The sequence below is a fragment of the Affinundibacterium flavidum genome (genome assembly GCF_014284175.1).
GTDB classification, from domain to species: Bacteria; Pseudomonadota; Gammaproteobacteria; order Burkholderiales; family Burkholderiaceae_D; genus Undibacterium; species Undibacterium flavidum.
Genome location: NZ_JACOGA010000001.1, coordinates 45,040 through 67,828, shown reverse-complemented (window position 1 = coordinate 67,828; position 22,789 = coordinate 45,040). Strand labels below are relative to the sequence as shown.

Here is a 22,789-nt window from a genome sequence, read left to right as displayed (position 1 = left end):
GGCATACAGTTGCGCTTCCGCTAGATGGAAGGGTTAGGTCTCGCCATCGAAAAGCTCCTGCTACTTGGCTTGTGTATTTGTTTGGCGAGAGCCAACTCCACACTTGGTTAGTCCCGCGAAGATAGACGGACTCCGCGCCTCAGAAATAGTGCCCGTGCGGCGAAATTCTATGTAGTCGGCTCTATTTGCCTTGGCGAAATCCATAAGCTGTCCCGGCTCCAACGCTTCTAGCTGCTGCCGAACGCACCCGCACACTTGAGCCGAAGACTTAGTCCGTCCTTTTCCGATCTGTCCGTTGATTTCACTGAGGATTGCGGGACACCAATCTGGAAACGTCTGCTGCCACTCCGCAAGAAGGCACGAGTACGACGCCTCGAGAACGCGTGAATTGTCCACCTCGGACTCTTCCTCACGCGGCCCTCCTTGAGGTAATCTCCTCACGTATCTCTCGGCAATGCACGCGCAAAATGTATTTCCAAGATACGGGCCTGTGGCCCATTTCAAGTATGGCGTTGTTCGTCTGTCGTCAAAAGTGTGCCGCCTCTTTGCCGCCTCTTCCTTGCACCCGCGCTCCATCTCCGCGCGTAGGACAGATTCTGATAGTCTAGTTTCTGACGGTCTAATTTTAGAGGTGGGCTCGCCAGCTCTCGCGGCGATGGAGACGGCGAGAATCAGGGCAATTAGTACGAGACGAGTCATCGGAACCTACGCGATTTAATTTTACAAAATGAAAAGATAACCGACCACGAAAAAATGTGCAATTTGTTTCAACTCTATTGAAACCCTCATGAATACTGACTCAAGATAGTATGTTTCCCAAGTTAAATATTTAACCGACTCGACAAAAAGTGCATTGTTGCAAATAGTGAGAGCGGATTTGTGAGGTGCTCAATAACTTTGCTTGGCTTTAATTAGACCAAAACCCTTTATCCATACGCCACTTCATAACACACAGGCTCATAGTGTACAGGGCGGCGAGTCCCCTTCTCTTCTCTAGAATTCAGAAAACCACGTCATTTATGCGAGCTTACTTTATGCGTAAATGAAAAAGAAGATCAAAGCTTGATTGAAAATATATTTTCTAAATTTTCCATTTTTATCTCCACCAAGCGAAGGAATCCGCTATTTACAATATCCTGACTCTCCTCAGTCAATGCCTTGATTAATTAATCTCTCGCTACCTCACTTCGATACAAATGGCATTCTTTTGCTTCGACTCCGAATTAAAATTGATTGTATCTTGATTCACATTGTCAATTTGAAGCACACAAATAATAAAAATAAATTTTCACTTTACGCTCTTCGTTGACAATCAATTAGTTTGCATTCATGCTTGCTATGCACTGCTTTTTTCACAGATCAACCTATTAAAACAAAGTAAATAGACAATGAAAAAGACTCTACTTAGTTCACTTGCACTGACTTGCGCCCTGGCAGCACCTGCGGCCTTTGCGGATGTTCAATACCAAATCAAAATCACCAACCCTGCGCAACATTTGGCGGAAGTGAATATCGACTTTCCAGCCGTCAGCGGGAAATCGCTAGATGTACAAATGCCAATCTGGCGTACTGGTCGTTACGAAATTCTCAACCTAGGCAAGAATGTTCGACAATTTGTTGCAACGAACGGAAAAGGTAAGCCACTCAGTTTTATGAAAACTGATAAAGGCACCTGGCAGGTAAAAACCCAACCAGGCGATACCGTCAAAATTTCTTATGAAGTGTATGCGAATGCTTTAGGCGAACGCACGCAACACATCGATGATACCCACGCGTACTTGGATGCCAGCGGTATTTTGATGTACGCCGCACCATTTCGCAGCCAGGCGATTAGCGTCAAACTAGATATGCCATCAAACTGGATTTCTCGCTCAGGCATGGACAAGGGTAGCTGCGATCACTGCTTCGTGGCGAAGAACTACGACGTATTGATTGACTCCCCGATTGAGACTGGCGAGCATGAATTCCACAGTTTTGATGTAGACGGTCACACCATCGAATTAGCGATCTGGGGACGCGGCAATTACGACGGCAAGAAAATGGCGATCGATTTGAAAAAAGTCGTCGAAGAAGGTCGGAAGATGTTTGGCGCGTTTCCATTTAAGCGCTATTTATTTATCGTGCATGCGACCGATGGCGTGGGTGGCGCAACTGAGCATATCAATTCAACGGTGATACAAAAATCGCGCTGGGGATTTGCGCCGCGCAAAGAGTACTTAAGTTTTATTCGCACTGCGGCTCACGAATTCGTTCACACATGGAATGTGAAAGCCTATCGCCCAAAAGAAATGGTGCCTTACGAATATCAGAAAGAAAATTATTCGCGCTTAATTTGGATGGCTGAAGGAAACACTTCTTATTTTGAAGAAGTATTGACCTTGCGCGCCGGGCTGCAAAATCGTGATGAATTCATGGAAGAGTTTGCGAAGGCTTTACAAGCATATGAACATCAACCTGGTCGCTTCCAACAGAGCGCGGCGGAATCCAGCTTTGACACCTGGATCGACGCAGGTGGCGAACGTGCCCGCAATGCTTCAGTGAATATCTATAGCAAAGGTATGTTATTGGGCTGGGCGATGGATATCGAAATTCGCCATCAAACCAAAGGCGCCAAAGGCTTCGAGCACGTTCATCAATATTTATACCAACACCACACTGTCGACAAAGGTGGTTATTCTGAAGCCGATGTTCGTACGGCTCTCAAGCATGTTACCGGCAATGACTGGTCAGCTTGGTGGGCAAAATATGTCGACAGCACCGGAGAAATTCCGTTCACAAACCTTTTGCCGCAAGTCGGTCTGCGCTACCTCGTTGAGGGTGGCAAAGAAGATGAACAAAAAGAAGAATGGTTCACTGGGTGGCGTACCCGCGACACTGGCGATCATCCCGTCGTGATCGAAGTGGAACGTGATAGCCCTGCGTGGAAAGCCGGCGTAGTTGCGGGTGATACGCTGGTTGCAGCAAACGGTTTGCGCCTGACGCCAAAAGATATTAACGATAAGCTGTGGCTGTTACAGCAAACACCGATCAAGCTTACCGTGTTCCGCCGTGATGAGTTACGTGAAATTACACTCACACCTAGCCGCCAGGTGAAAGGCAAAGCAAAACTTAAAGCAATCGATGCCGTGACAGAAGAGCAAAAAGCTTTGAATGCGAGTTGGACCGGTGTGGCCTGGCCTGCTGCAAAACCTGCAGCAAGTGCATCCGCTGAGAAATCCAAAGAGTAAGCGTCTAATTGAGTAACCAGATTGCTCACTCAATTAACACGGATTACTAAGAAGAATTATTAAAAAAATCTTCGCAATAAAAAACGTCGGCTCTGATCACTCTGCGCCGACGTTTTTCATTTCTAGCCATAGGTACTGACCTTAGCGCCTGAACTAATACAACTTAGCTTCTGACCTTTGTTTCTGATTTAGCACCAACTATCTGTTTTCAATCTTAGCCTCAAATAATAGCTTTACCAAAGGATCAAGGCTGATCGCTTTAGTCTCTCCTTGTAGAGGAATACTAAAATCGTGAAGTTTATTATTTACTCTCACCGTATGTAATTCCATCTTGCCGTCACGAGTTTGCACAGCAATATCCAAAGGAAAGTCAAATCGCGCCTGCGTTTGCATTTGCTCCACATGCAATTTTAAAGTCTTGGTAGGCGCGTCGTATTTCCATTGCACATGTAAACTAGGGTAGCCGGCTTGATACAGCCATTGTTGAAAGAAGGTCGACAAATCCTTACCTGATACCTGCTCCATCACAGTTTGAAAATCCGCACTGAGCACATTTTTGCCAGAAAATTTCGCGTAGTAAGCGCGTATTCCCTGCCAAAAAACCTGATCGCCCAATTGGTGCCTGAGCATATGCAACATCCAAGCTGCCTTTTCATAAGTATTTGGCGTCAAGACAAACTTGGGATCTTGAATGCTAGTATCGATAATGGGTCGCATTACTTTTTGATGATAACGAAGCACCTTCTCCCGATTCGCTAACAATTGTTTGACGAAAGCTTCACGACCAAAAGTATGCTCGATATAAAGGTTGGCAAAATAAGTCGCAAAGCCTTCACTTAACCAAACATGATGCCAGTCATTTTCAGTGGTGGAGTTGCCAAACCATTGATGGGCAATTTCATGCGCAATCAATGCCTCTTGTTCGCCTTTTCCAGTGACGGAATTCTCAAAATAAAAGATCGTGTTGGCATTTTCTAAGCCGCCAAAGCGCGTCTTGGATTGGACGTTCGCCAATTTTTTGTAAGGATAAGGTCCTACATTTTTTTGAAAATAATCGAGTGCCTTGACCGCGACTTGATAGTCGTTAAAACCTTCCTGACGATTTTGCGGAAAGACCCAACTCGTAACAGAAATGTCGTTCAGGCGAGCGCTCTCTTGCATCGCAAAACGAGCCACGCCAATCACCATCACTTTGACAGGAATCGGTACATCTTCACGCCAATGTGTGAGCTTGCGATTCCCATCCAAACTGCTCTCTTCTATCTTTAAGCCATTCGCAACCACGGCGTATTGCATCGGCGCTGTAATAATAAATTCCACTGCCGCTTTATCACTTGGGTGATCAATACTTGGCAGCCATTGATGGCCATGATCAGGCCAATTATCAGCAAAAAAAACGCGTTCGCCAAATTTATTGTTGCTGATAAATAGTCCCGATTTCGGCTCACCTTGATAAGTAACTTCAATTTCAAACCACGTGTTCGCCACTAAGGTTTCGGCCAACTGAATTTTGAGCTTGTCGCCATTTTGCTGTGCAACCAGAGTCTGGCCAGCCATACGGACTGAAGAGACTTCCATGCCCTTCCCCGACTCGTCGCGTTGCCCAAGGTCTAATTCAAACTCACGCAAGGCGGACAATGCATGAATCCGTATCATTGCCCGACCTTTAATCTGAGCATCATTGTCATTCAACTCAATGAAATAACGGTAACGCTCTACATCGATCGCGGGATTCTTGACATAAAAATCCTTCGCCCAAACCAATTCCATTCCGCCAAGTAGCGGAGCAAGCAGCATAAGAAATAATATTTTTTTCATAAACAATCAACAAAATTTGGATAGGTTTCTTGGAAAATTTGTAGATTTCCAAACTAAAAATGAAAAGTAAATAGCAACAACAATAAATAATATGCGGACAACAAATAGACATCCAAAATAATGGGCATTTACGTGAACTTATCAGAAATCATAGACTCAAAGAATAACAAAGAAAATTTTTGACCAAGCTTTTGATCAAGCTTCAAGGTTAAGGCTCAAGTACAATCTATTCAGATTTTACTTTTTTTCACAACGTAAGGCTTGTCTCCTTACTGTGTATCACATATTATTGATTTGAAGTTTGTAAAAACATCCACGTTCAGGGAGCTACTGATGGAAACGCGCCATAGCAGTAAACAGCCCGGCTGGAATTCGCACACATTCTGTCAAGCGACTATCAGGCACAGTGCGACATCGAGTGGCAAGCCCGCGATATCTCATGCATCAGCTCATGCATCTGTTCATGCAACAGTCGATAGTTGTGGTGATGATATCTTATTGTCTGACGACGACAGTGAAGACAATATCATTTTCCTGACTGAAACCGATGAAAATGATCCTGCAAAATCGGTGATATCTCCCTGGAAAATTCTGATCGCTGACGACGATAGCAATGTACATGACACCACAGTGTTAGCGCTAAGCGGAGTAGAAATTCATGGAAAGCCTCTGGAATTTTTACATGCTTTTTCAGCAAGAGAGGCGCAAGAAGTGGCAGAAAATAATCCTGACACTTCATTGATCTTATTAGATGTTGTGATGGAAACTGTTGATGCAGGTTTAAAGCTAGTGAATATTTTACGCGAAGATTTATCCCGTAAAAATTTACGCATCGTATTAAGAACAGGGCAACCAGGCTATGCCAAAGAAAATATCATGGGCAACTATGCGATCGATGGCTACGCGACAAAATCTAAGCTAACGCGCTCTATCTTAATCAGCATGCTCAATGAAGTGCTGGATTCTGGCGTAGACTCAGGTGCGCTTCCGAATTAATTAAGTCTTGTTACGATCAAAGTCAGGAAATCCTATAAAGATTCCTGACTTTTTTCTTATTCAGCGTCAGCTTGTGCTGCAGGTGCCGCGCGTTGAAATGCATCCAACTCCAGACAGCGTTGATTAATCTCCATAATAATCGGCATAGCACTCAAATCACATTGAAAGCGTTGCGCGTTATAAATCTGCGGGATTAGACAACAATCTGCCATACCCGGTTGATTACCAAAACAGAACAGTCCGCGCCGTGCGTCATGCTCTAGGCGTTGCTCGAAAGTCTTCAAACCTAGTTCGCACCAATGACGATACCATGCATTTTTTTGCTCATCAGTTACAGCGAAATTCGCGCTTAAGTATTTCAGAATACGCAGGTTATTAATTGGATGAATGTCACAAGCAATTGCCAATGATAAGGCTCTCACATAAGCACGATCAGCGATATCTTCTGGCAACAAGGGCTGAGCAGGATATTTTTCTTCAAGATATTCCATAATCGCTAAGGATTGGCTCAAAGCGATTTGTTGTCCTTCATGGTCATCGACTAAAGCTGGTACCAAAGATTCTGGGTTCACTGTCTTAAATAATTCAGAAAACTGCTCACCACCATTCTTCACCAGATGCACGGGAACCTGTTCGCAATCAATCCCCTTCAAGTTGAGCGCGATACGCACACGGTACGAAGCTGAACTACGAAAATAACTATATAGCTGCATAATATTCCTTTCTAAAGCACAAAAATCAAGCAATGATCTGTGTCAAATCCAAGCTCGCAATCACGTTCTGCAGGCGCTGTTTGCGCACCTCGGTTTGACTGACTGACAAACGCATTAATTGCGCCAACAAGTCTTGCAGTTGTGACTTGTTGTCGGCACTTCTCAATGCCGACTGTAGTACTTCAACTTGCTTCTTCAATCGTTCTTGACTTGCTACGGCGCTGCTTTCTATCCCTAACAAGATCTCGGCATGCAAACACAGAGCATCATACTGATTCACGTTCTCCAACAGTTGTTTCTTGAATTGCGCTAAATCGGTATTCGACATGTTTTTCGAACTATTCACTGAACAATCAAATCGGGAAATCAAAGTTTTTCCCAATTTACTCGCAGGCAGAGCAAGCATTTGCCATTCAGCGATGAGGCTGTCCCGCATTTCGGACGACAAAGTATCCGCTTCCATCGCTACATCCAACGCCTGACAAATAGCTAAACCGGATTGAATTTTTTGTACATGTTGTTGCGCTTCTTGCGCTTGCAGATGCGTAATTACCGCCTGCAGACGTTGCAACTGCGCTTGAAACTCTTTCTCAATCGCTTGTTCTTGCGCACGTGGCACATACCCTACTTCACGCCAGGCAAGATTCGCCTTATGCATTATTTGTCGCAAACCATGTTGCTCAGTGCAATCGGCATTTGCCAATTCCAGACAAATCGCCTGCTTCGCTTTGAGATTGCTCTCACGTTGTTGGTCAGCAGACTCTGCGAGTTGGCGCTTTTTCTCAAATATACCGTCACATGCTGCACGAAAACGCTCCCACAAGCGTTGTTCATCTTTGCGTTGCAGCGGAACAGCGGTCGCTTGTACCTGCCAACGCTGCTGCAAGCTTCGAAGTTGATCTTGTGAGGATTTTTGATGAATATCTAGCGCCTCGACTTCCGCAATCATTTTTTCGCGTGACTGAATTTCTTCTTGCTGCCTTTGCTCCAAAGGTGCTTTTAAGGAATTCAATAATCGTTCAAATTCATTATCCAGACGCGCTCTTTCCTTACGATCCACATGCCCAACTTTTTTCCACGCCTGTTGCATATCCAAAATCTTAGAACGCAACATTTTCCAATCATTTAAGGTCGTTAAAATCTGTTCCGCATCATCAGCGAATTGACTCAACAAAGCTTCAGCTTTGACCTGATTCTCTTTGCGCAAATCGGCCTGCGACTGAAAATGTGCGGCCGCAGGTGCGTAGACTAACTTACAGGCAGCGTCAAAGCGCAACCATAATTCCTTTGGTGCGCCGCCATTAGTACTCTCCATTTGCTTCCACTGCTCGCGCAGGGCTGAAACGGTATCAACGATTTCTTGCGGACTGAGGCTGAGAGACGTTAATTTTTCCGCAGTCGCAATTAACTCATCACGCGAAACAGCGCCACTCCACTTTGCCCATGACATCAGATTCGCAAGCTCTTTGCGAGCTGCATTAATACGCTCTTTCAAATTTTCACTTAACCCTAATTGACGATCATGGCGTTTAGTGTCAATTTCACGCAATTCTTTTTCGATTTGACGCGCTGTTTGCGCACTTCCCTGAGCTAGTGCCGCTTCAAAACGACTCAGCAATTCTTCAATTTCCCCTACACTTAGCTGCTTACTTAGCTGCTTACTTAGCTGCTTACTTAGCTGCTTACTTAGCGGCTTAATTAGCGGCTTATTTGGCTCCGTAAAAGCGGCCAAGGGGGCTTGAGCAATCAAATCGGCTTGCGCCGGATCGGCCGATTCACCGTTCTCAGCAAACTCTGGGCTAACGGATTCCTGCTTGATCGGTGCAGGCATTTCCTGTCCGACCAGGGATCTTTGCTGCCATTTTTTCCATGACGTTTCAAAATGTGTCAGCTTATTTTGTGCGTCCTGCAACAATGTCTTAGGCAAAGCGGCTGCAATAGGGCTGGAAATACACGCTTGCAGAACCAGTGTCCAAGATCTGACTGCAGCATCTCCATCAATTACAGACAAATCCCCCACCTGATCAATGTCTTGAACCAACTGCAATAATTGCCTTTGCAAATCAACTTGAGCATTCAAGCGCGTTTGTAAAGTGCGACGTTTGTCTTCGAAAGAAGCAAGTAAATCGACTGGAAAATTAACTAATTGCACGGCTTGCTTATCCAACTCAACCAGTTGGTTTGCTAATACCGTTGTCTGCGCCAGCAAATTATCTGCCTGAAGCACACAAGCCTGTGCAAGTCTTAGCGATTCTTGTTGCTGACGGAACTCATCGAGTCGTGCTTGAATTAGTTTGGCCGCACGGTTATCAATTTTTCTTGTGACTTGCAAAGCTTTCTCAAGATATTCTTGGGTGTGTATGTGTTGCGCCGCCAGATATCGCCCATCAGCAAAGTCGCATGCGCTCAGCAAATCGAGAAGACTGGCTTCATTATTAACACTGGCTGATATTTTTTGCAGATACTGTTGCCGCTCTTGTTCTTTCGTTTTCTGCCTGACTTCACTGATTTGCGCTTGCTGCAAAGTTTGGGTAGCTATCTGCGCCTTAGCTTGATTCGACGAACGGCGGGAAACCAATTTGGATAAAAATTCAAACATAACAATTCTTATAAGTGTCTGCAAAAGAGGAAAGCAAACATCATAGCAAGACTTACGCAGTTCTCGCAAAATTCGATTGTTTAAATTTCAATCAGTTGTACATATTGAGCAAAGACCAACAATCCGAACACGCCGAACTGAAACATCTTGTTGCAAATTCATCAGAAATCCATGTCGGCGAATTGGCCACCGCATCGTTAAGGACATACCCAGATCTTTTCGGAGCAAGAAATGAAAACCCATACCCTTAAACATAGCTTACTCGGCATACTCCTCTTTGCTAGCAGTGCAATTAGCTTGCAAGCAGCAGCACATGATCGTTATGATTATCGCCCCAGCTATCCGTCTGGCAATGTTCGTACCTACGAACACATTTACTACCCCGAGTACCGCAGTTATTACTCCCCTCATTCACGCACCTGGTTCTGGCTCGATGGTACACGTTGGTATTCTGGTGTCCGTTTGCCATTTGGAATCGACATGCGTATTGGCGGCATTCCCATTTCGCTGAACTCTGCCATTCCGTATTATCAGCACCAATATGTCGAAACTCGCTATGCCCAACCCATCTATATTATTCGACATCGTGGCCACCATGACTCACGTAGATATCGGGAGTATCGTGAACGTTATGACGAGGACGACCGTCAGCATGGTCATGATCATCGTCGCTGGTAATTCACTCGTTATTCACTCTCTACTTCGTTTCCGTTAAGCCTAATTGCCAACGATGCCAGCGGCGATGTTGATAGAAAATCCCAATATCGCTGCATTAAACATAAAACTTAATATCGAATGCGCCAACACCGCGCGGCGCATTTCACGAGAGACCACAACGATATCTGAGGTTTGCATTGCGACCGCGATCGTGAAGGAAAAATAGAGAAAGTCCCAATAGTCAGGGTGCTCCTCTTGATCGGGAAAACCAAGTGCACGTTTGTTTTTTGGCGAGCGGTAATACAACACAGCATAATGAAATGTAAACACCGTTCCCAATAAAAACCAGGCACCAAGCACAGTAGCGCCGGCAAATAAATACTTCACCAACCTAAGTTCAGCAGACAATCCGCGCAATTGCGTCAATTCAACAACGATTGCTAACAAACTAACGATCGCCGCGGTCACCAAAATCAATAACACCGATAAAGCGCTACTGTCTTCACGCTGCGCAACCTTGATCACACTCTCATGATTTGATCCAAGAAACAAAAAAGTCAGCAAAAACAAATATGTCCAAATCGCCAGATTCCATCCCAATAATGCACGGGTAATGACACTCCACTCATCTGGAAATATAAAAAAACTGACCACACCTAATAAGATGGTAAAGATGAAGCGTGGGCGATGCGCAATAAGATCTCGAAAAATGATAGGTGTCATTATTTTTTAATTTATTTTAAAAATAGTTAGATGGTTTAACATATTATTTCAATTCACGAGCACGCTTAAGTAATCTGCATCCCTGTCCTAAGGGCATTGTCAAATGATGAGAAATGTGTGGAAGTTTAAGGTCAATCTCAGGCTCCAAGTCTCGCCAATTTACAACAATGTTTCATATTTTGAGTTGAAAATCATTACACTAGCCTAACAGGAGATTTTCCATCATGATCAAAAAACATCTTTACCTGGTATTGGCGCAAGTGAAACCTGGTGACATCTTGGCAGAAGAATTACTCGACAAAATCGGCCATGTGTTACTGCCGGCGGGAACCACTTTGACCGCGTCAATGCTTAAGGCCATTGGCAATCATCACATCCATCAGCTCTCGATACAAAATGTCGAGAACCAGGAAGCCTCCACTGCCAACGAGGAAGAAACCCGCGAAAATAATGGACAACAACTGGAACGCCTAAATCGTTTATTTCGACACGGTCCGTACGAAGGCCCAACCGAAATACTGAGAAGCTATATAACAAAATACCGCCAGGGAGAGGCATCATGACGCTTTCCTTAGTTGATCCCAACGATGATCAAATTTCCATAGAAGAAGTCATTAATAAAATCAATGCGCTTCCCATGCTACCCGAGCTGGCGCGAGAAATGTTGAATGACTTAAATGATGACGATATTAGTCTGGAGACGATCGCTGAGAAAGTCTCGATGGATCAGTCTATAGCGGCAAAAGTCATACAATTGGCGAACACCTCATATTATGGCAACAACTCCAAAGTCGTTACGATTCAACAAGCGGTTTCGATGCTGGGGACGAAGAATCTCAAAAACTTGATACGCACCAGCATATTCACCAATAATTTACCGGTTGCACGTTGCCGTGGATTTGATAACAAAGCTTTTTGGCGACATAACATTGCGACTGCCATCTGCGCAGAATTAATTTCACGCACTCTGCATATGAAGCAAGATTTCGCTTTTACTGCGGGCTTATTGCATGACATAGGTCGCTTGGTACTAGTTTCAAAATTCCCGCAAAAATATGAGCATGTCATTCGCTGTGCGAAAGACAATGACTGCAATCTCCTTGATGCAGAACGTTCAATCCTCGGCGTAGATCATGTGAGTGTTGGATTGATTCTAGCCTTGCAATGGAATTTCTCAGATGCGATTCAAGATGCCATCCGTGGTCATCACGCCCCAGATGATAAGGAACTCAATTCAGTTGCGTCGATTATTCATGTTGCAAACTCAATCGTGCACGCACTCGATTTGAGCGAATCAGAAGATGACTTGGTACCACCAATTTCTCAGTTTGCTTGGGATGTGGTTGGACTTAGCGAGGAAGCCTATCTCGCCATCTTTCACGAAACTGAATTACGTTTCAATGCGATGAACCAAATTCTTCAGTAGATCGTTGCCATTCGACAGACGACACGGACGAGACAGACTAGACGAACGAGAGGGACGAGACGGTTGTGCAGAGGTCTCCAGACAAGAAAATTCACACATTCGCACACTGCTTCCTATGGTTTGCGCATAAAATAGAACACATCAATCAAGCACAACATGACTGTTAGAATTTTGAGGTTACTTTGGAACAAATAAAGGATTTTAGACACACGAATTTCAAAGTAAGTGATATTCAACTTTTTAAAAACATCCATAAAGATGAGCTACTTCTCATCAAACAACAATTGGATGCCTGCCCAGTGGTACGTGTTAAATCGGGTGAAATCGTACTCGATAGTCACAGTTCTGGCGCTTGCTTGTATGTCGTTCTGTCCGGCACTTTGGCTCTGGCCTCCAATACGGCTCGCCGCCAATTAGAAAACGCTAGCACACAATATTTTGCTGGTGAATGTGTCGGAGAAATATCCGTATTAGACGAAGAAGCTAGCACAGCGACAATTGCAGCGATGACGGATGCAGAGCTATTGTTGATTGATGCTGTCGTAATGTGGCGATTGATTGATGAATCCAATGGGGTCGCGCGCAACCTCTTGCAGCTCTTATCATTTCGCATTAGAACCACTAACGCACAGCTACGTAATCGTCAAAAAGTAGGCGAATTTTATCGACAGTTATCGATGGTCGATGGCCTAACCGGTTTACACAATCGCTCATGGCTCAATACACAATTACCGGGCTTGATTGAAAACGCCCACGCAACAGAAACTGAACTCAGCGTGATCATGCTCGATCTTGATCACTTTAAGAAATTCAATGATCAATACGGACATGTGATGGGCGATGAAGCATTACAAGCCGCAGCAAAAGTCGTCAGCGCAGGATTGCGTCCAAGTGATTTTGCTGCACGCTATGGCGGTGAAGAAATGATCATCATCTTGCCCAATACCAGCAAAGAATCTGCTCTCATCGTGGCGGAACGTTTATGTGATCGTATTCGGCATACACAAGTATTCAAAGACAATATCAGAGCTTTGCCACATATCACCGCATCACTCGGCCTTGCAACACTCAGCGCCGGACAAGATGGCTTGGCGGTGATCGCCACCGCCGATGCTGCTTTGTACCGCGCCAAAGAACGCGGACGTGATCAAGTCGCGCTATAAAAATTTTCTTTGCAAAAAATATTAAGCATCAAGCACCTTGCATAACAGAATTCAAAACAGAATTTGAACATAAAAAAAGAGCGCATCCACATGCGCTCTTTTCAATCATACCTAAGGAATTGCTAGTTCAAAGCATTAGAAACGATGACGGATACCGAATTGCAGAGCACGACCTGGCTGTCCTGGCACTTCAGTAAAACCACCCGAAGCACTGGCTGCACCTGGCGCATACTGACCATCATTTTGATTCTTAACATAGCCATAAACCGCATACAAATCAGTACGCTTAGACAAGTTATAGTCGTAACCTAAAGCATATTGCGTTGCATCGCTGTTAGACAAAGTCTTATCATCTTGATGGCTATAAGAAGCCATGATACGACCATTACCCACTTTGTAATGCATACCTAAGCTATAGCTATTCGCATCCAGTTTAAAGTTCTTTGTGATATTCGTTCTAAAGATAGTCGTCCATGCGGCAACGACTGGAGCTGGCACACCGCCAGCTTTCAAGCCTGGCGTAATTTCCAAATCCCATGCATCAAAAAATACTGGCAACAAAATGGAATTTTCATTCTTCATGATTTGATAACCTGCGAAGAATTTAAATGCGTCCATGCTGTAAGAACCACCGATGGTAGTCGTTTCCAAGCCAGTGGAACCATCAGTATTCGTACCACGGTTGTAGCCGATACCGACATCAAAACCATTTGCCTTGTACTTAATGTTACCAGCTAAGAAATCTTTATCCAAACCGATATAACCAGAATTCTTAAAGCCGTACATCAACGCACCGCCAAAGCCATTTGGCAATTCGATACGATATTGGACGGATTTATTCGAGCGAATCGCCATACCCGTTGTCAACAGACCACCGGTACCACCAGTAATACCACCCCAACTACCTGCCATGCCGCTTTCAAATGTATCCGCAGCATTGAAAACTTCATATGCTGGCGTGTACATACGCCCAGCCAACACTGCACCAACCGGAGTAATCAAGCCAACCATTGCTGTACGGTCAAACAAGCCACCATCTGGACCACCGCCACGTGCCAACACTAACGGCGAAGTCGCATTCACATTGTACTTTGGTTGCAGAGCAGAACGTACGCCAGCCAAAGTCTGCACCGCAGCTCCCTTCAGTGCAGGGCTACCAAAATCTGGAAAGTCCATACCTTTAGTTAAGGCATAACCTTGATAATCGCTCAAGTTACCAGCTTTATTGCTACCGTTATCAACTTCAACGCGTGCTTCTAAGTTAAATATGGCCTTGTAGCCGCCACCCATATCTTCAGTACCCTTAAAGCCGATGCGAGAACCATCAGCAATACCGCTCACCATTTTGGTTTGCGTACTCTTACCACTATTGCTCACTTGAATACCTGCATCGAGGATGCCGTACAAAGTTACATTAGTTTGAGCCATAACAGGCGCTGCAAAGCAGGCTCCTAACGCAATTGCCAAAACTTTAATTTTCATTTTTTTGTCTCCATATAGGTGCTTGAATCAATCTAAAACGAACGTACGTACTAATTTCATTTGTCAAAATATGACATTGATCCAAGTCCTTGTATAGGATCCAAGTCAAATGAATCTAGTCTGTCGCAATTTTGCGATAGGCAAAACAATAATCAATTTAAATATTATTACCCAGTCAAAAATAACTACTTTTATCTATGAAAAGCAGAAGGTTTTTGCAATACCAGTGTTCCGCCCCTCGCCCCAAAACAAGTCAATTTCGATTGATTTTTTTTGAATAAATCTTCTAATTTTTGGTGTCGTTTAATTGCACTTCGTTTCCCCCTTTTCTATTTCCATGACATATAGTGAAGCTCTCAAAAAGCACAATCGTTCGTTTAGCATCAATTCATAATAGACCAGGAGACAAAATGCGCCATTTACCATATTCACTTTCACTCGTTGCAGCAGCGATACTTGTTGGTTGCGGCGGCGGTGGCAGCAGCGCCACTGACCCGGCACCAAAAATCAAGTTCAGTGCACAAGTGACATTTGGCGATAGCCTTAGCGATGTTGGCACCTACAAAGTTGGTACCGTCGCTGCCTTAGGCGGAGGCAAATATACAATTAACAGCGCAACTGCAAAAAATTGGACTGAAATCGTCGCTGCTGACTTGGGCTTATCCGCTCCATGCGCAGCACAGAGCGGCCTTGATGGACTTGCATCCCAGGGCTTTAGTGTGCCAGTCAAAAATAATGCAGGCTGTACAGGCTATGCACAAGGTGGCGCACGCGTCACTAATCCCGTTGGACCAGGTAATAAATTATTAGGTGGCAACAATGCCATCCTCGGTCAATTGACAGTACCTGTCATGAAACAAATTCAAAACCATTTGGATGCAAACGGTGGCAAATTTACAGGCACTGAAGTTGTGTTCGTTAGTGGCGGCCCAAATGATGCCTTTATTCAAGCTGGTACTTTGTCTGCTGCCGCAACCGCAGCGGCAACAGCGGCAGTTACGGCTGCAGTACCAGGCCAAATTCAAAAAGATATCGCAAGTGGTGCTTGCAAACCTACAGATGCCCAAGCAAGTAATTGTATTCCAGGCGCAGTCGCTACTTTGACGCCAACCGTTGGCGCACCCGCTGGTGCAGCCTATGCCAAAGCAAATGCGCAAACTTACGTCGATGCCATGGGCACCGCTGGCACTGAATTGGCTGGCTACGTCAACAATATGATTTTGGCGAAAGGTGCCAAATATGTGGTCGTGGTCAACATGCCAGATTTGAGCAAAACACCAGATGCATTAAAACAATCAGCAGACACACAAACTTTGTTGAATGGGATGACAGTCACTTTTAACGCGCGTTTGTTGGCAGGTTTGGCTGGTAATGACAATGTATTGTTTGTCGATTTATTCACTCGTTTCCGCGACCACGCTGCAAATCCAAGTGCCTATGGAATTAGCAACGTGACGACACCAGCATGTGATTTAACACCTGCAAAAAATCCTTTAGGTTCTTCACTGGTTTGCAGCGCGAATAATTTGATTGCTGGCGATACGAGCAAATACTACTTCGCCGACAGCGTACATCCAACACCACTCGGTCAATCATTGTTCGCTAGCTACATCTCTGAAGAATTGACGAAACGTAAGTGGAAATAAAATCAATCTCAAACTTTGAGTAAGGCAGGTTAAAAAAAACGGGAAAACACTTTCCCGTTTTTTCTTCAAAAGACCTGATACTTTCATGGTCTCAGGTTTCTCGAATCGAACACGAATATCAAACCTCAATTATTCGCAATTCCCTGTCAATCATTTACATCAAGCTCAATTAAATTACACCGCGTTCATATCTATCGCAGCTTCAGTCTTCGCTTGAATTTCTTCTTTCGTAACTCCAGGTGCCAATTCCACCAATTTCAAACCATTCGGCGTAATATCAATCACACCCAAATCAGTAATAATGCGATCAACGACGCCAACGCCCGTCAATGGCAAATTACAGGCTTTTAAAATTTTGTGGGCGTCGCCTTTGGCAACATGCTCCATCAACACAACGACACGGCCTACACCGGCAACTAAATCCATTGCACCGCCCATGCCCTTGACCATTTTGCCTGGGATCATCCAATTCGCCAGATCACCTTTTTCGGATACTTGCATCGCACCCAAAATCGCTACGTTGATTTTGCCGCCACGAATCATGGCAAATGAGTCTGCTGAGCTGAAGATCGATGAGCCAGCTAAAGTCGTCACCGTTTGCTTACCCGCGTTGATCAAATCTGGATCAACCTGATCTTCTGTAGGAAATGGTCCAATACCGAGCAAGCCATTTTCCGATTGCAACCAAACTTCCATATGACTTGGTACATGATTTGCCACTAAAGTTGGCAGACCGATTCCCAAATTCACGTAAAAACCATCTTGTAATTCTTGGGCTGCACGCGCAGCCATTTCGTCACGATTCCATGCCATGATGATGTCCTCTTTTTCTGTCTGATTAGCTAGGCGTTACTGTGCGTTGTTCGATGCGCTTTTCTGGATTCGCATTCACAACGATACGATGTACGTAGATGCCGGGAGTATGCACTTCATCCGGATCGATCTCGCCAATTTCCACCAGGTGTTCCACTTCCACAATCGTAATCTTGCCAGCCATCGCTACATTCGGATTGAAGTTGCGTGCTGTTTTGCGATAGACCAAATTACCAGCCTTATCTGCCTTGTAAGCTTTGACCAAAGACACGTCAGCAACCAGAGCGCGCTCCATCACATATTGTTCGCCATCAAATTCGCGGACTTCTTTACCTTCTGCGACTATCGTACCGACGCCAGTTTTAGTAAAGAATGCAGGGATGCCTGCACCGCCAGCACGCAATTTTTCGGCCAAAGTACCTTGTGGTGTAAATTCTAATTGCAATTCACCAGCCAAATATTGGCGCTCGAATTCTTTGTTCTCACCAACATAAGATGAAATCATTTTGGTGATTTGACGGGTCGTCAATAATTGCCCCAGACCAAAACCATCAACACCTGCATTATTGGAAATCGCCGTCAGATTTTTCTTGCCACTATCGCGCAAAGCGCCGATCAGGGCTTCAGGAATACCACACAAACCAAAACCTCCAACCGCAATGGTTTGACCATCTTGGACTATATCTGCCAGTGCCGTTGCGGCATCAGGATAGAGCTTATTCATACGTCTCCCTTTTCTAGGTGTGCCAAAAAAATCTAGGATAGAGTGCAATTGAGGACAATGCAATACCGTAGAACTACTACATGAAAATCGCACAGCGGATATGCAGTGATGCACAAACCAGTTTGTTGCCCCTCGCCAGAACAACTACTTCGTTGTATTCTATGCAGCGTGTTTTCCATACAACGTGTATTCGTACCAGCCACTAATTTTCTGACCCAATCCCGATCTATTTATGTCCACAGCCCTGCCTATCGACTTTGCAAGCATTTTTGAATTAGCGCCGATAGGTATGTGTGTCTCGCAAAATCGTCGTATCGCTGCCTGTAATCAGGCTTTGGCAACGATGTTTGGCTATCGTCAAGACGAACTGATCGGGCAGTCATTTTTGATGTTATATCCAAGCTCAGATGAATTTGAACGGACGGGTGCGCGCATTGTGCCTATCATCAATGCTATTGGGAGCTATTCAGATGAGCGCATCATGAAGCGTGCGAATCAAGACCTATTTTGGTGTCATGTGACAGGTCGTTCTTTACATCCTGAAGATGTGCACGCCGCTGGTATTTGGACTTTTGATGATCTGAGCGCGAAACGTCAAGTCTCGCAGGAGCTATCAACACGTGAACGCGAAATCGCGGCCTTGTTGGCCGATGGGCAGACCAGCAAATTAATCGCCCGCAATCTCAATCTCAGCCCACGCACGGTAGAAATGCATCGCGCCAAGTTAATGAAAAAACTCAATGCATCGACATCGAGCGAATTGATTAATAAATTATTACGGATCAACTAATTTTCAACTAATTTGCAACTTCATTGCACCAAAATGAAAAAATCCCCGTACCTCTCACAGCATGGGGGATTCTAGGTCTCGGCTAGTTGACGATTTTGACGACTTTAAGGATTTAAGAAGCGCTCAAACCATCATCTGCGGACACGATTGCACCATTAATAAAGCGTGACTCTTCTGCCGCCAACAGCAGCAACAAGCCATCTAAATCCTCCGGCGTACCAACGCGTTTGCGTGGCAACATATCAATTAATTTCTGACCTTGTTCGGTTCTGAAATGATCTTCGTTAATTTCAGTTTCGATATAGCCGGGGCAAATTGCATTCACATTAATACCAAACTTGCCCCACTCCACCGCCATCGCTTTCGTCATTTGCACCACAGCGGCTTTGCTCATGCAGTAAATGCCTAATTGCGGAATCACACGCAGACCTGCCACTGAGGCGATATTGATAATCCGGTGTTGTTTTTTGTGATCGCCTTTATAGCGAGTGATCATGCGTTTTGCGGTTTCTTGCGCCACAAAAAAAGCACCGCGCTGATTGGTATCCATCACGAAAGCGTAATCTTCTGGAGTCACGTCGACCAACTTCTGTTGTGTCGACACACCAGAATTATTGATCAAAATATCGATAGGACCCGCTTCGGTTTCGGCATGGGCAATTGCTGATTTAATGCTCGCATAATCCGTCACATCCAGAGCGACCACATGCGCCGCGCCACCATCGGCCTCTATCTCTGCACGCAACTCTTTTAGTCGATCAATACGGCGCGATGCCAGCACAACTTGTGCACCCGCCATTGCTAATACTTTGGCAAAACGCGCGCCTAAGCCACTTGATGCACCTGTAATGAGGGCTACTTTGCCCTCAAAATTAACTTCTATTCCCATCATCATCTCCAACAATTTATCGAACTAAGTTTCACTCACCGCAAAATTTTGCCGAGCTGTACAGCCACCTATTTCACTCCACAACTTTTTCCGAATCATACTCGCAATCAACATCATGATGGGAAATTGCCACAGCCGAAATCAGGCATAAATCAATGTCTTATCAAAAAAATTCTACTTTTGATGGCGATTCATGGCGTTGCCGATGCTGATATACAGGCATTTTGACGAAAATCTGGGATAATTCAGACCGATAACGCAAACGGCACATCACGAATTCAAATTACAACAACAATGCCGCATTAGAAATCCACCACTAGTCGATCACCTTGCACATTTGCACAAGTGCCCATAAGATCGTGCATCAACTTTTGCTAGCGACTGCATTCCCATTAGAAAGCCCTTATTACTATGACTACTTCACAACAATTACTAGAAGAATACGGCCCACGTGACGCAATGGAATACGACGTCGTCATCGTCGGTGGCGGCCCAGCTGGTTTATCTGCCGCAATCAAACTCAAACAATTGGCGGCAGAAAGCGGCAAGGAAGTGTCTGTCGTCGTATTGGAAAAAGGCGGCGAGCCGGGTGCGCATATCTTATCGGGCGCGATTATGGATCCGATTGCCTTGACTGAACTTTTTCCGAATTGGAAAGAACTCGGTGCACCCCTAAATACGCCAGTCACGGAAGATCGCATCTATGTTTTGACAGAAAATAGCGCTTTCAAGACACCGAATTGGTTGGTTCCAAAATGCTTTCATAATGAAGGCAACTACATCGTCTCATTGGCCAATGTCACACGTTGGTTAGCGCAACAAGCCGAAGCACTGGGCGTCGAAGTTTTCCCAGGCTTCACGGCTGCTGAAGTCTTGTTCAATGAAGATGGCTCAGTCAAAGGTGTAGCAACTGGCAATATGGGTGTGAACCGCGAAGGTGAAGCTTCCCCGTCATTTCAAATCGGCATGGAGCTGCATGCTAAATACACCTTGTTCGCAGAAGGTGCGCGCGGCCATCTTGGCAAACAAATGATTGCCAAGTACGAACTCGACAAAGGCAAAGATCCGCAGTCTTACGGTATCGGCATTAAAGAATTGTGGGAAATTGATCCCTCCAAACATCAAGAAGGTCTAGTCGTACATACGACAGGCTGGCCGATGATGAGTGAATATGCGGGCTCTTTTCTATATCACCTAGAAAACAATCAAGTCGCAGTGGGTTATGTCGTCGGCCTTGCTTACGAAAATCCTTACATCTCACCATTTGAAGAATTTCAACGCTTTAAGACCCATCCCACGATTCGCGGCTTCTTTGAAGGTGCAAAACGTATTTCTTACGGCGCCCGTGCGATCACTGCGGGCGGTTTGCAATCTCTGCCTAAATTAACCTTCCCCGGTGGTGCATTAATCGGTTGCGATGCAGGCTTCTTAAACATGAGCCGTATCAAAGGTAGTCATGCGGCGATTAAAACAGGCATGCTGGCAGCAACGGCGGCTTTTGAGGCCTTAGGAGCAGAACGTCAACATGATGCGCTGACAGCCTATACAACAGCATTTGAAGCATCATGGTTACATGAAGAATTGCACGTCGCACGTAACGTCAAGAATCTCTTGAAAAAAGGTGCCTACGGTTCACCATTTGTCTGGTTGGATCAAGTGTTATTGCGCGGCAAAGCACCATGGACTTTGCGCCACTCCAAGCCAGATCACGCTTGTCTGCGCCCTGCTTCAGAGTTCACGCCTATCAATTATCCTAAACCAGACGGCAAGCTGACTTTTGATCGATTGTCTTCCGTATTTATCTCCAACACGAATCACGCCGAAGATCAACCTATCCATCTGACCTTAAAGGACGCCAGCGTGCCAGTCAATATTAATTTGGCGAAATACGCTGGACCAGAAAGTCGTTACTGCCCTGCTGGCGTATATGAATTTGTAAAAACCGACGAAGGTGCTGATCGCCTGCAAATCAATGCACAGAATTGCGTGCACTGTAAGACTTGCGATATCAAAGATCCGACGCAGAATATTGTGTGGGTGACGCCTGAAGGTGGTGGTGGACCGAATTATCCGAGTATGTAAGGCAATACTGAATGCAATGAGGAGTGCATTGAAGAATTCCTTTATGTACTCTTCAAACATAAAAAAACCGCTAATCTTTTAGCGGTTTTTTTACGAAGTCCATTCTTGCTTAAGAATTTTTTCCAACCAAAACGCACCGATAACGGTCTTAACATCGGTGATTTTTCCTGATTTGACCCATTCCAATACTTCAGAGACTGGCGCTGTGAAGGTTTCCAAAAACTCTTCTTCATCGAGTTTTGCCTCACCTGCGACCAAGCCTCGAGCCAGATAGATGTCAAGATGTTCATCGGCATAGGCAATGGCATTATGGATAGTGCAGAGAAATTGCCAGTCACTGGCGGTATAGCCGGTTTCTTCTTTGAGCTCTCGTTTTGCGCAAACTAAAGAGTCCTCATTTGGATCGATTTTGCCAGCTGGGAATTCCAGAAAGACTTGATTTAAAGGGTAACGGAACTGACGCTCCATCAAGACAGTGCCATCTTCGAACAGGGGAAGTATCACTACCGCACCTGGATGTTTGATGTACTCACGCGTAACCAAATTTCCGTCTGGAAGCCTGACTGTATCCTTTTCGACGTGCAAGAAATTACCTTGATAAGCACGTTGGCTATCAACTTTTATTTCTGCTAGTTGGGGATTTTGATCTGGAGTCAGATCAAGAATATTCATGTTTGACTTGGACACTTAGTTTGAGTGCTTAGTTTGAATGCTTACGTAGGTAACGATAAACAAAACCAGGGAACGCGAACACGATAAACAGACAAGCCGTAATCGCAAAAAATTCCCAGCGCTGTTCGAAACGATTACCCGCATTTGCTTCAAGCAAAAAGCCCATCGTTCCCACTACAAAATACAGAACGACCAGCTCGATCAGTCGCAGCCAAACAGTCTTTTTAAATTTAAGAGGAATCACGCCAAAAACGCGCTCGGTAAAGAACGGCAAACTAGCGGCAAGAAGTGCCACAATAATCACAAGCCAACTTGATAGTGATGTATTCAAAGCACTTCTCTTTTTGTAGGAAATTTTGGTAGGGAATA

At 45.0% G+C, this 22,789-nt stretch carries 19 protein-coding genes; 9 read left to right on the top strand and 10 right to left on the bottom strand.

The window, feature by feature from the left end:
• Positions 1-1,388 precede the first annotated feature (1,388 nt).
• Positions 1,389-3,227 carry a M61 family metallopeptidase gene (locus H8K55_RS00275; protein WP_186940027.1) on the top strand — a complete coding sequence of 613 codons (1,839 nt, stop codon included), beginning with the start codon at positions 1,389-1,391 and terminating at the stop codon, positions 3,225-3,227.
• Between the two features lie 198 nt (positions 3,228-3,425).
• Here the strand turns inward: H8K55_RS00275 and H8K55_RS00270 are convergent, their stop codons facing one another.
• A complete protein-coding gene (locus H8K55_RS00270) occupies positions 3,426-5,045 on the bottom strand; it encodes a M1 family metallopeptidase (protein WP_186940026.1) in 1,620 nt (539 codons plus the stop codon).
• Positions 5,046-5,378: 333 nt separating this feature from the next.
• Between H8K55_RS00270 and H8K55_RS00265 the strand changes: the two genes are divergently transcribed.
• A complete protein-coding gene (locus tag H8K55_RS00265; RefSeq protein WP_186940025.1) occupies positions 5,379-6,041 on the top strand; it encodes a response regulator in 663 nt (220 codons plus the stop codon).
• 56 nt (positions 6,042-6,097) lie between these two features.
• Here the strand turns inward: H8K55_RS00265 and maiA are convergent, their stop codons facing one another.
• Both maiA and H8K55_RS00255 read right to left on the bottom strand, forming a co-directional pair.
• Complete coding sequence (gene maiA, locus H8K55_RS00260; protein WP_186940024.1) at positions 6,098-6,754, bottom strand: maleylacetoacetate isomerase; 657 nt, start codon at positions 6,752-6,754, stop codon at positions 6,098-6,100.
• A 25-nt stretch (positions 6,755-6,779) separates the two neighbouring features.
• On the bottom strand, positions 6,780-9,353 hold the full coding sequence (locus tag H8K55_RS00255) for a DUF349 domain-containing protein (RefSeq protein WP_186940023.1): 2,574 nt from the start codon (positions 9,351-9,353) through the stop codon (positions 6,780-6,782).
• Positions 9,354-9,584: 231 nt separating this feature from the next.
• On the opposite strand from H8K55_RS00255, the gene H8K55_RS00250 reads away from it, so the two are divergent.
• Complete coding sequence (locus tag H8K55_RS00250) at positions 9,585-10,031, top strand: hypothetical protein (protein WP_186940022.1); 447 nt, start codon at positions 9,585-9,587, stop codon at positions 10,029-10,031.
• 39 nt (positions 10,032-10,070) lie between these two features.
• Here H8K55_RS00250 and H8K55_RS00245 read toward each other — a convergent pair whose 3' ends face one another.
• Positions 10,071-10,733 (bottom strand): DUF1345 domain-containing protein, encoded by a 663-nt coding sequence (locus H8K55_RS00245; protein ID WP_186940021.1) that lies wholly within the window; start codon positions 10,731-10,733, stop codon positions 10,071-10,073.
• Positions 10,734-10,957: 224 nt separating this feature from the next.
• Between H8K55_RS00245 and H8K55_RS00240 the strand changes: the two genes are divergently transcribed.
• The 3 genes from H8K55_RS00240 to H8K55_RS00230 all read left to right on the top strand — a co-directional run bounded on the left by H8K55_RS00240 (position 10,958) and on the right by H8K55_RS00230 (position 13,322).
• Positions 10,958-11,296: a hypothetical protein gene (locus H8K55_RS00240; RefSeq protein ID WP_186940020.1), complete on the top strand. Its 339-nt coding sequence runs from the start codon at positions 10,958-10,960 to the stop codon at positions 11,294-11,296.
• Complete coding sequence (locus tag H8K55_RS00235) at positions 11,293-12,159, top strand: HDOD domain-containing protein (RefSeq protein ID WP_186940019.1); 867 nt, start codon at positions 11,293-11,295, stop codon at positions 12,157-12,159. Before H8K55_RS00240 ends, H8K55_RS00235 begins: the two co-directional genes overlap by 4 nt.
• Before the next feature lie 182 nt (positions 12,160-12,341).
• Positions 12,342-13,322 (top strand): GGDEF domain-containing protein, encoded by a 981-nt coding sequence (locus tag H8K55_RS00230; RefSeq protein WP_186940018.1) that lies wholly within the window; start codon positions 12,342-12,344, stop codon positions 13,320-13,322.
• Between the two features lie 135 nt (positions 13,323-13,457).
• On the opposite strand, the gene H8K55_RS00225 is transcribed toward H8K55_RS00230, so the two are convergent.
• On the bottom strand, positions 13,458-14,804 hold the full coding sequence (locus tag H8K55_RS00225) for a porin (protein WP_186940017.1): 1,347 nt from the start codon (positions 14,802-14,804) through the stop codon (positions 13,458-13,460).
• 410 nt (positions 14,805-15,214) lie between these two features.
• Between H8K55_RS00225 and H8K55_RS00220 the strand changes: the two genes are divergently transcribed.
• Entirely contained in the window at positions 15,215-16,450 is a 1,236-nt protein-coding gene (locus H8K55_RS00220; RefSeq protein ID WP_186940016.1) for an SGNH/GDSL hydrolase family protein, read from the top strand.
• 174 nt (positions 16,451-16,624) lie between these two features.
• Here H8K55_RS00220 and H8K55_RS00215 read toward each other — a convergent pair whose 3' ends face one another.
• Together H8K55_RS00215 and H8K55_RS00210 are read right to left on the bottom strand one after the other, a co-directional pair.
• On the bottom strand, positions 16,625-17,263 hold the full coding sequence (locus H8K55_RS00215) for a CoA transferase subunit B (protein ID WP_186940015.1): 639 nt from the start codon (positions 17,261-17,263) through the stop codon (positions 16,625-16,627).
• A gap of 25 nt (positions 17,264-17,288) precedes the next feature.
• Complete coding sequence (locus H8K55_RS00210) at positions 17,289-17,987, bottom strand: CoA transferase subunit A (protein WP_186940014.1); 699 nt, start codon at positions 17,985-17,987, stop codon at positions 17,289-17,291.
• A 232-nt stretch (positions 17,988-18,219) separates the two neighbouring features.
• On the opposite strand from H8K55_RS00210, the gene H8K55_RS00205 reads away from it, so the two are divergent.
• Positions 18,220-18,777 (top strand): LuxR C-terminal-related transcriptional regulator, encoded by a 558-nt coding sequence (locus H8K55_RS00205; protein ID WP_186940013.1) that lies wholly within the window; start codon positions 18,220-18,222, stop codon positions 18,775-18,777.
• Positions 18,778-18,889: 112 nt separating this feature from the next.
• Here H8K55_RS00205 and H8K55_RS00200 read toward each other — a convergent pair whose 3' ends face one another.
• Positions 18,890-19,666: an SDR family oxidoreductase gene (locus H8K55_RS00200; RefSeq protein ID WP_186889845.1), complete on the bottom strand. Its 777-nt coding sequence runs from the start codon at positions 19,664-19,666 to the stop codon at positions 18,890-18,892.
• A gap of 411 nt (positions 19,667-20,077) precedes the next feature.
• Here H8K55_RS00200 and H8K55_RS00195 point away from each other — a divergent pair, with 411 nt between their 5' ends.
• The gene (locus tag H8K55_RS00195; protein ID WP_186940012.1) at positions 20,078-21,748 is read left to right on the top strand and encodes an electron transfer flavoprotein-ubiquinone oxidoreductase; all 1,671 of its coding nucleotides are present in this window, start codon (positions 20,078-20,080) and stop codon (positions 21,746-21,748) included.
• A 90-nt stretch (positions 21,749-21,838) separates the two neighbouring features.
• Here the strand turns inward: H8K55_RS00195 and H8K55_RS00190 are convergent, their stop codons facing one another.
• Together H8K55_RS00190 and H8K55_RS00185 are read right to left on the bottom strand one after the other, a co-directional pair.
• Positions 21,839-22,420 carry an NUDIX domain-containing protein gene (locus tag H8K55_RS00190; RefSeq protein ID WP_186940011.1) on the bottom strand — a complete coding sequence of 194 codons (582 nt, stop codon included), beginning with the start codon at positions 22,418-22,420 and terminating at the stop codon, positions 21,839-21,841.
• A gap of 28 nt (positions 22,421-22,448) precedes the next feature.
• Positions 22,449-22,751, bottom strand: a complete 303-nt coding sequence (locus H8K55_RS00185; RefSeq protein ID WP_186940010.1) for a DUF2818 family protein — start codon at positions 22,749-22,751, stop codon at positions 22,449-22,451.
• Positions 22,752-22,789 lie beyond the last annotated feature (38 nt).

What these genes read in the sequence shown, in the direction of transcription:
- H8K55_RS00275 (WP_186940027.1), top strand. Translation starts at nt 1,389, where the DNA reads ATGAAAAAGACTCTACTTAGTTCACTTGCACTGACTTGCGCCCTGGCA.
- H8K55_RS00270 (WP_186940026.1), bottom strand. Translation starts at nt 5,045, where the DNA reads ATGAAAAAAATATTATTTCTTATGCTGCTTGCTCCGCTACTTGGCGGA.
- H8K55_RS00265 (WP_186940025.1), top strand. Translation starts at nt 5,379, where the DNA reads ATGGAAACGCGCCATAGCAGTAAACAGCCCGGCTGGAATTCGCACACA.
- maiA (WP_186940024.1), bottom strand. Translation starts at nt 6,754, where the DNA reads ATGCAGCTATATAGTTATTTTCGTAGTTCAGCTTCGTACCGTGTGCGT.
- H8K55_RS00255 (WP_186940023.1), bottom strand. Translation starts at nt 9,353, where the DNA reads ATGTTTGAATTTTTATCCAAATTGGTTTCCCGCCGTTCGTCGAATCAA.
- H8K55_RS00250 (WP_186940022.1), top strand. Translation starts at nt 9,585, where the DNA reads ATGAAAACCCATACCCTTAAACATAGCTTACTCGGCATACTCCTCTTT.
- H8K55_RS00245 (WP_186940021.1), bottom strand. Translation starts at nt 10,733, where the DNA reads ATGACACCTATCATTTTTCGAGATCTTATTGCGCATCGCCCACGCTTC.
- H8K55_RS00240 (WP_186940020.1), top strand. Translation starts at nt 10,958, where the DNA reads ATGATCAAAAAACATCTTTACCTGGTATTGGCGCAAGTGAAACCTGGT.
- H8K55_RS00235 (WP_186940019.1), top strand. Translation starts at nt 11,293, where the DNA reads ATGACGCTTTCCTTAGTTGATCCCAACGATGATCAAATTTCCATAGAA.
- H8K55_RS00225 (WP_186940017.1), bottom strand. Translation starts at nt 14,804, where the DNA reads ATGAAAATTAAAGTTTTGGCAATTGCGTTAGGAGCCTGCTTTGCAGCG.
- H8K55_RS00220 (WP_186940016.1), top strand. Translation starts at nt 15,215, where the DNA reads ATGCGCCATTTACCATATTCACTTTCACTCGTTGCAGCAGCGATACTT.
- H8K55_RS00215 (WP_186940015.1), bottom strand. Translation starts at nt 17,263, where the DNA reads ATGGCATGGAATCGTGACGAAATGGCTGCGCGTGCAGCCCAAGAATTA.
- H8K55_RS00210 (WP_186940014.1), bottom strand. Translation starts at nt 17,987, where the DNA reads ATGAATAAGCTCTATCCTGATGCCGCAACGGCACTGGCAGATATAGTC.
- H8K55_RS00205 (WP_186940013.1), top strand. Translation starts at nt 18,220, where the DNA reads ATGTCCACAGCCCTGCCTATCGACTTTGCAAGCATTTTTGAATTAGCG.
- H8K55_RS00200 (WP_186889845.1), bottom strand. Translation starts at nt 19,666, where the DNA reads ATGGGAATAGAAGTTAATTTTGAGGGCAAAGTAGCCCTCATTACAGGT.
- H8K55_RS00195 (WP_186940012.1), top strand. Translation starts at nt 20,078, where the DNA reads ATGACTACTTCACAACAATTACTAGAAGAATACGGCCCACGTGACGCA.
- H8K55_RS00190 (WP_186940011.1), bottom strand. Translation starts at nt 22,420, where the DNA reads ATGAATATTCTTGATCTGACTCCAGATCAAAATCCCCAACTAGCAGAA.